The following is a 7,670-nucleotide window of genomic DNA, read 5'->3' as shown; positions in this document are numbered from 1 at the left end:
GTCCCCCGCGCCCACGCCCACCTGCGCCCAGGCCGCCGCGACCGCGTCGGAGTGGGCCCCCGCCGCCGCCACCGTCGCGGCGGCGAACCCGGCGAAGCCGGTCGTGGGCCCGACAGCCGAGCCGGTCAGCGCGGCGTACCAGATCGCGCCGGCCCCGTCCCACGACGTCCCCCCGATGGCCGTCGCGGCCAGGTAGAACGCCCGGTTCGGGATCCCGGAGTTCAGGTGCACCCCGCCGTTGTCGGAGGTGGTGCGCACGTAGTCGTCCATGTGCCCCACCTGGGGATCACGGCCCAGCGCCGGGTCGTCGTACGCCGTACCCGGCGCCGCCATGTCCCGCAGCGCGCGGCCACGGACCCCGGGCAGGAAGAGACCGGCGCCGATCAGCCAGTCCGCCTCGGTGACGCTCTGCCCGAGCATCCGCTGCTTGGCGCAGGCGGCGAACACGTCGGACATCGACTCGTTCAGCGCACCTGGCTGGTCACGGTAGACCAGCCCCGCGGTGTGCTCGGTGACCGCGTGGGTGAGCTCGTGGCCGAGCACGTCGACCGGCTTGGTGAACCGGTCGAAGACCCTGCCGTCGCCGTCACCGAAGACCAGCTGCCGGCCGTTCCAGAAGGCGTTGTCGTAGTCCCGGCCGTAGTGCACCGTCATCACGACGGTCGCCCCTGCGTCGTCGTAGGAGTTGCGGCCGTAGACGTCGGCGAACAGCGCCAGCGCCCCCGACCCGCCCACCGCCGCCTCGTCCACGGCGACGTCCCCCGAGGCCGGCTGCCCCTCGGAGCGGACCAGCCGCCCCGGCAGCGTGGTCCCGTTCGCGGCGGTGTGCACGCTCCACGCCGGCCCCGTGTCGACGCCCTCCACCGGCCCGGCCTCCCGGGCGGCGCGGAACCTCGCGTCCAGCCGCAGCGTCCGCTGGGCGCTTCGGCCCGCCGCCCGGTCCCCGAGACCCGGGCCCGCCTCCCCCTGGCGGCCGGCCGCGACGATCGAGGCCAGCAGGTACGGCGGTACGAAGTGGCAGCGAGCGGGACGGCGCGTGGTTCCCATGGAGCAGGTCTACTCGCCCCCGGGCGGATTTCCCAGGGCCACGTCACCCCGAGGGGTCAGCCCTTCAGCCCCGGGAAGTCCTCGTCGCGCCACTCCCCGGCGATCCGCTCCTCGGCGCGCTCGTTCTCCCGGCCGCGCAGCTCGACCCGGCGGATCTTGCCCGAGATCGTCTTCGGCAGCTCGGCGAACTCCAGCCGGCGCACCCGCAGGTACGGCGGCAGGTGGGCGCGTGCGTAGCCCAGGATCGACTCGGCGGTCGCCGCGGTCGGCTCGTGCCCGGGCGCGAGCACGACGTACGCCTTGGGCACGGCGAGCCGGACCGGGTCGGGGGCAGGGACCACCGCGGCCTCGGCGACCGCGGGGTGCTCGATGAGCACGCTCTCCAGCTCGAAGGGGCTGACCTTGTAGTCGGAGGCCTTGAACACGTCGTCGGTGCGGCCCACGTAGGTGATGTAGCCCGCGGCGTCGCGAGACGCGAGGTCGCCGGTGTGGTAGTGCCCGCCGGCCATGGCGTCGAAGTTGCGCGCCTGGTCGCCCTGGTAGCCGGTCATCAGCGTCAGCGGCTCGGCCGCGAGGTCCAGGCAGATCTCGCCCTCCCCCGCCCCGTCGACGCGGGTGCCGGTGAGCGGGTCGACCAGCACCACCGGTACGCCGGGAAGCGGCCGCCCCATCGACCCGGGCACCACCGGCTGCCCGGGCGGGTTGGCGATCGCCGCGGTCGTCTCGGTCTGGCCGAACCCGTCGCGGATGGTGAGCCCCCACTGCTGCTGCACGCGCGCGATCACCTCGGGGTTGAGCGGCTCCCCGGCAGCGATGGCCTCGCGCAGGCTGCCGGGCCCGCCGGAGAGGTCGGCGTTGATGAGCATCCGCCACACCGTCGGCGGGGCGCAGAACGTGGTCACCCCCTCGTCGCGGATCTGCTCGAGCAGCGCGGGGGCGTCGAAGCGCGAGTAGTTGTAGACGAAGACGGTGGCCTCGGCGAGCCAGGGGGCGAAGAAGTTCGACCAGGCGTGCTTGGCCCACCCCGGCGAGGAGATGTTGAGGTGCACGTCGCCGGGCCGGAGCCCGAGCCAGTAGACCGTGGTGAGGTGGCCGACGGGGTAGGAGCGGTGGGTGTGCTCGACCAGCTTGGGCCGGCTGGTCGTCCCGGAGGTGAAGTAGAGCAGCAACCGGTCGGTGGTGCCATTGCCCGGGTGCGGCAGCGGCGCCGGCTCCACGTCCTGGGCGCCCGCCAGGTCGTGCCAGCCGTCCGCCGGCCCGACCGAGACCCGGGCGTAGTCGCCCGGCACCGCGTCGAGCTTCGCGGTGTCCACGGCGTTGGCGACCACCGCTCGGGCCTGGCCGCGCTCCATCCGGTCGACCAGCTCGGGGGAGCCCACCGCGGTGGTCGTCGGCATGATCACCGCGCCGAGCTTGAGCAGCGCCAGCATGCTCACCCACAGCTCCACCTGGTTGCCGAGCATGACCACGACGCTGTCCCCCCGACCGACCCCGCGGTCGGCCAGCCAGCGGGCGACCTGGTCGGAGCGGCGTACCAGCTCGTCGAAGGAGTACGCCGCCCGCGTGCCGTCCTCCTCCACGATCACCAGCCCGGGCTGCTCGTTGCCCCGGGCCCAGGTGTCGAACCAGTCGTGGGCGAAATTGAAGGTCGGCCCCACGTCGGGCCAGGCGAACGCCTCCAGCGCGCGGGCGTAGTCCGCGCGGGCCTCGACCAGGTGGTCGCGGGCGGCGCGGAGCGCCGCCGCCGGGGTGGTGTCGGGATCGGCCATGGGCCCCATCATCGCCGCGGACCCACCCCGTGGGTAGCCCGCCTCCGCCACCTCGGAGATGGTCCGCCGCGATTCTCATCATTTCCCGTCCCGAGATGATGAGAATCGCGGCGGACTACCTGGAGGTACGACGATTCGGGGGGCCGCCGCGCCCCCGATAGACTGACCCGTCGCCCGCCCCGGAGCCGCCCGACCCCGGGAGCCGCGCGACTCCAGTTCCCCGACCGAAAGCGACGTCGTACTTCCATGCCCACCACTCGCCACGACCTGCGCAACGTCGCGATCGTCGCCCACGTCGACCACGGCAAGACCACGCTGGTCGACGCCATGCTGCACCAGGCCGGCGCCTTCACCGCGCACCAGGAGGAGGCGGGCGTCGCGGAGCGGGTGATGGACTCCGGCGACCTCGAGCGGGAGAAGGGCATCACGATCCTCGCCAAGAACACGGCGGTCCGCTACACCGGCCCGTCGGCGCCGGCGGGGATGACGGTCAACATCATCGACACCCCCGGCCACGCGGACTTCGGCGGGGAGGTGGAGCGCGGCCTGTCGATGGTCGACGGCATCGTGCTCCTCGTCGACGCGTCGGAGGGCCCGCTGCCGCAGACCAGGTTCGTGCTGCGCAAGGCGCTCAACGCCGACATGCCGGTGGTGCTGGTCGTCAACAAGGTCGACCGCTCCGACGCCCGGATCGCCGAGGTCGTGGACGAGACCTACGAGCTGTTCCTCGACCTGCTCGACGAGCACCACAGCCAGGACGCGCTGGACTTCCCGGTCGTCTACGCCTCGGCCAAGGCCGGCCGCGCCTCGCTCACCATGCCTGAGAACGGCGGCCTGCCGGACTCCCCCGACCTCGAGCCGCTGTTCCGCACCATCCTCGACACCATCCCGGCGCCGACGTACGACGAGGGCGCGCCGCTGCAGGCCCACGTCACCAACCTCGACGCCTCGCCGTTCCTGGGCCGTCTCGCGCTGGTGCGGGTGCACCAGGGGACCCTGCGCAAGGGGCAGACCGTCGCCTGGCTGCAGCGTGACGGGTCGCAGAAGAACGTGCGGATCACCGAGCTGCTGGTGACCCGGGCGCTGGAGCGGGTCCCCGCCGACGAGGTCGGGCCGGGTGACATCGCGGCGATCGCAGGCATTCCCGACATCATGATCGGCGAGACCCTCGCCGACCCGGAGAACCCGGCCCCGCTGCCTTTGATCACCGTCGACGAGCCGGCGATCTCGATGACGATCGGCACCAACACCAGCCCGCTGGTGGGGCGGGTCAAGGGCGCCAAGGTCACCGCCCGGCTGGTCAAGGACAGGCTGGACCGTGAGCTGGTGGGCAACGTGTCGCTGCGGGTGCTGCCCACGGAGCGGCCCGACACCTGGGAGGTGCAGGGCCGGGGCGAGCTGGCGCTCGCGATCCTGGTGGAGCAGATGCGGCGCGAGGGGTTCGAGCTCACCGTCGGCAAGCCGCAGGTCGTCACCCGCGAGGTCGACGGGAAAGTCCACGAGCCCGTCGAGCGGCTCACCATCGACGCGCCCGAGGAGTACCTCGGGGCGATCACCGAGCTGCTGGCCGCCCGCAAGGGCCGGATGGAGCAGATGACCAACCACGGCACCGGCTGGGTCCGGATGGAGTTCCTGGTCCCCGCCCGCGGCCTGATCGGGTTCCGCACCGAGTTCCTCACCGAGACCCGCGGCACCGGCATCGCCCACCACGTCTTCGAGCGCTACGAGCCGTGGGCCGGCGAGATCCGCTCCCGCGCCTCCGGGTCGCTGGTCGCCGACCGCGCCGGCGCCGCGACGGCGTACGCGATGACGAACCTGCAGGAGCGCGGCGTGCTGTTCGTCGAGCCCACCACCGAGGTGTACGAGGGCATGATCGTCGGCGAGAACTCCCGCGCCGACGACATGGACGTCAACATCACCAAGGAGAAGCAGCAGACCAACATCCGCTCCTCGACCTCCGACAACTTCGAGAAGCTGATCCCCCCGCGGCGGCTGTCGCTGGAGCAGTGCCTGGAGTTCTGCCGCGAGGACGAGTGCGTGGAGGTCACCCCCGACACCGTGCGGATCCGCAAGGTGGTCCTCGACGCCCACGCCCGGGCGAAGCTCGCCTCCAGGGCGCGCCGCTCCTCCTGACCCGGCCGATAGTACGGTCCCAACGCGGGGTCGGCGCGGCGTTTCGACCCCGCGTTGGGACCGTACTATCCCGGTGACCGGCACTAGCCTGACCGGATGAGGATCGAGGTTCCCGCGGCCGACGGGACGGCCGAGGCGTGGCTCGCCCTCCCGGACGGGGGCGCCCCGAGGCCCGGGGTGCTGCTGTTCATGGACGCGATCGGGTTGCGCCCCCGGATCCACGAGATGGCCGACCGGATCGCCTCGTGGGGGTACGTCGTGCTCGCGCCGCACGTCTTCTACCGGCAGGGCACCGCCGCCCAGACCTCACCGGTCGCGCCGCTGACCACCGACGAGGCGCGCTCGGCCTTCTTCGCCGAGGCCATGCCGCGGATCCGGGCGCTCACACCCGCCCGGTCCCTGGCGGACGTCGCGGCGTACCTCGAGGCGCTCACCGCACGCCCCGACGTGCTGACACCCGTGGGGGTGGTCGGCTACTGCATGGGGGCCCGGCTGGCGGTGCGGGCGGCCTGCGCGCACCCGGGGACGGTGGCCGCGTGCGGCGGGTTCCACGGCGGGGGTCTGGCCACCGACTCACCGGACAGCCCGCACCTGGGGCTGGGCGGCGCGACGGCGCGCTTCGCCTTCGGGCACGCCGACCAGGACGCCTCCATGGACGCCGAGGCCGTGGCCCGGCTCGGACGGGCGCTGGCGGCCGCGGGGCTCGAGGCGGTCAACGAGACCTACCCGGGGGCCCGGCACGGCTACACGATGGCCGACACGGCGGTGTACGACGAGGCGGCGTGCGAGCGGCACTTCGCCACCCTGCGCACCCTGCTGGACACCACCCTCACGCCGGCCTGAGCCCGCCCACCCAGTTAGTACGGTCCCAACGCGGGGTGGAAACGCCGGGGAGACCCCGCGTTGGGACCGTACTAACCCTCAGTGGGTCGCGCCCGCCGTGCAGGGGCAGCCCGCAGTGCGTCCCGGCAGGTCCTCGTGCGCGACCCGACCGGCACCGACCGCGGTCGCGGCCTTCGCCGCCCGCTCCATCGAGCGCCGGGTCGCCCGGCCGGTGCTGGTCGACAGGTCGAACGTCGTCTCCCCGCCCACCATGGTCAGCTGCGGCACGGCCTGGTGGATCTCGGCCACCGGGCAGGTGGTGAGGTCACGGTCCAGCACCACCAGGTCGGCCTGCTTGCCGGGCGCAAGCGTCCCGGTGCGGCCGGCCTGGCGCAGCTGGTACGCCGTGGCCCGCGTGTGCATCAGCAGCGAGGCCCGGCGCGAGATGCCCTGCTCGGGGTACAGCGGTTCACCCTCCCCGTAGAGGCCCGTCCGGTCGATCGCGGTCTGCACCTGGTTCCACGGGTAGAGCGGGTCCACCGGCCAGTCGGAACCACCCGCCAGCGGCGCCCCCGCCGCCAGCAGGCTCCGGGCGGGGTACATACGCCGGTGCCGCTCGGGACCGATGTAGGGCAGCAGCGCGTCCATCGTCCACACGTTCCGGGTGGCCCACTGCAGCTGCATGTTCGGCACCACGCGCAGCGCCGCGAACCGCGGGTAGTCGTCGGGGTGCACCAGCTGCAGGTGGGCGATGGCGTGCAGGGGCCCGCGCAGGCCGTTGGCGGCGCGCGCCGCGGCGTACCCGTCAAGCGCGGCACGTACGGCGGCGTCGCCGATCGCGTGGGCGTGCACCTGCCAGCCGGCCGCGTCGAGGACGGTGCTGAAGGCGCCCATCGTGGCCGCGTCGACGTAGAGGTCCCCGTAGTGGTCGGTGGGGACGCCGTTCTCGTCCAGGTAGGGCTCGAGCAGGGCCGCGGTCTGGGCCGGGTACTCGATCACCCCGTCCATGAACACCTTCGCGGTGCCGAAGCGCAGCCGCGGCACGTCGTCGTAGGCGTGGGCCAGCCGGCGGAACTCGGCGAGCACGTCCCCCGGCGCACCGAGCACCTCCTGCGGGGCCAGCAGGGCCGCCGTCACCCGCTGAGGCAGGGCGCCGTTGTCGGCGAGCGCGCGGTAGAAGTCCAGCTGCCACTCCTCGACCCAGGCGTCCATCACGGTGGTGATCCCCCCGGCGGCCATCTCGGCGAAGGCACGCGCGAACGCGTCGTACATCTGCTCCGGGGTCGGCTCCGGGACCAGCGACCTCACCAGGTCCTGGGCGGCGTCCTTGAGGACGCCGGTCGCCCGGCCCGTCCCGTCGCGGACGATCTCGCCGCCCACCGGGTCGGGTGTGGCGTCGTCGATCCCGGCGAGGTCGAGCGCGCGGGTGTTCACCCAGAGGTTGTGCCCGTCGGAGCCGTTGAGCGCCAGCGGCCGCGCGGTGGCCAGCGTGTCGAGGAGGGCCCGGTCGGGCAGCGTGTCGGAGGGCGTCCCGGCCGGGTTCCACCCCTCGACGGTGAGCCAGGCGTCGGGCTCGCCGCCGTACGCCGGGTCCGCCAGGAACCCGGAGACCAGCGACGTCACCTCGGCGGCGGTGAGCTCGGCGTCGCCGAGGGAGGGGTTCAGGGCACGCAGCCCCGCGTACATCGGGTGCACGTGGCCGTCGTGGATGCCCGCGATCACCGTGCCGCCGGCCGCGTCGACCACCTCGGTACGCCGCCCCTTCAGCCGGTGCAGCTCCCGCTCGGAGCCGACGGCGAGGATCCGGCCGTCCCAGCCGATCGCGATCGCCCGGGCGACGGTGCCCCGCCGGTCGCCGACGAACACCCGCGCGTTGCGGATGACCGTGCGAGCGGCCCG

5 protein-coding genes are annotated in these 7,670 nt (G+C 73.5%); 2 read left to right on the top strand and 3 right to left on the bottom strand.

Annotated elements, in window-relative coordinates:
* Together PLP61_RS12650 and PLP61_RS12645 are read right to left on the bottom strand one after the other, a co-directional pair.
* A partial coding sequence (locus PLP61_RS12650) for a M4 family metallopeptidase (RefSeq protein WP_324503083.1) occupies nucleotides 1–1,047 on the bottom strand: 1,047 nt, incomplete at its 3' end.
* Between the two features lie 56 nt (nucleotides 1,048–1,103).
* Entirely contained in the window at nucleotides 1,104–2,816 is a 1,713-nt protein-coding gene (locus tag PLP61_RS12645; RefSeq protein ID WP_324503082.1) for an AMP-binding protein, read from the bottom strand.
* Between the two features lie 246 nt (nucleotides 2,817–3,062).
* Here PLP61_RS12645 and typA point away from each other — a divergent pair, with 246 nt between their 5' ends.
* Both typA and PLP61_RS12635 read left to right on the top strand, forming a co-directional pair.
* Complete coding sequence (gene typA / locus PLP61_RS12640; RefSeq protein WP_324503081.1) at nucleotides 3,063–4,949, top strand: translational GTPase TypA; 1,887 nt, start codon at nucleotides 3,063–3,065, stop codon at nucleotides 4,947–4,949.
* Nucleotides 4,950–5,045: 96 nt separating this feature from the next.
* A complete protein-coding gene (locus tag PLP61_RS12635) occupies nucleotides 5,046–5,792 on the top strand; it encodes a dienelactone hydrolase family protein (protein WP_324503080.1) in 747 nt (248 codons plus the stop codon).
* A gap of 78 nt (nucleotides 5,793–5,870) precedes the next feature.
* Here the strand turns inward: PLP61_RS12635 and PLP61_RS12630 are convergent.
* A partial coding sequence (locus PLP61_RS12630) for an amidohydrolase (protein WP_324503079.1) occupies nucleotides 5,871–7,670 on the bottom strand: 1,800 nt, incomplete at its 5' end.

Source organism: Nocardioides sp., assembly GCF_035429765.1.
Taxonomy (GTDB): Bacteria; Actinomycetota; Actinomycetes; order Propionibacteriales; family Nocardioidaceae; genus Nocardioides.
This window is presented reverse-complemented; position numbering and strand designations above follow the sequence as displayed.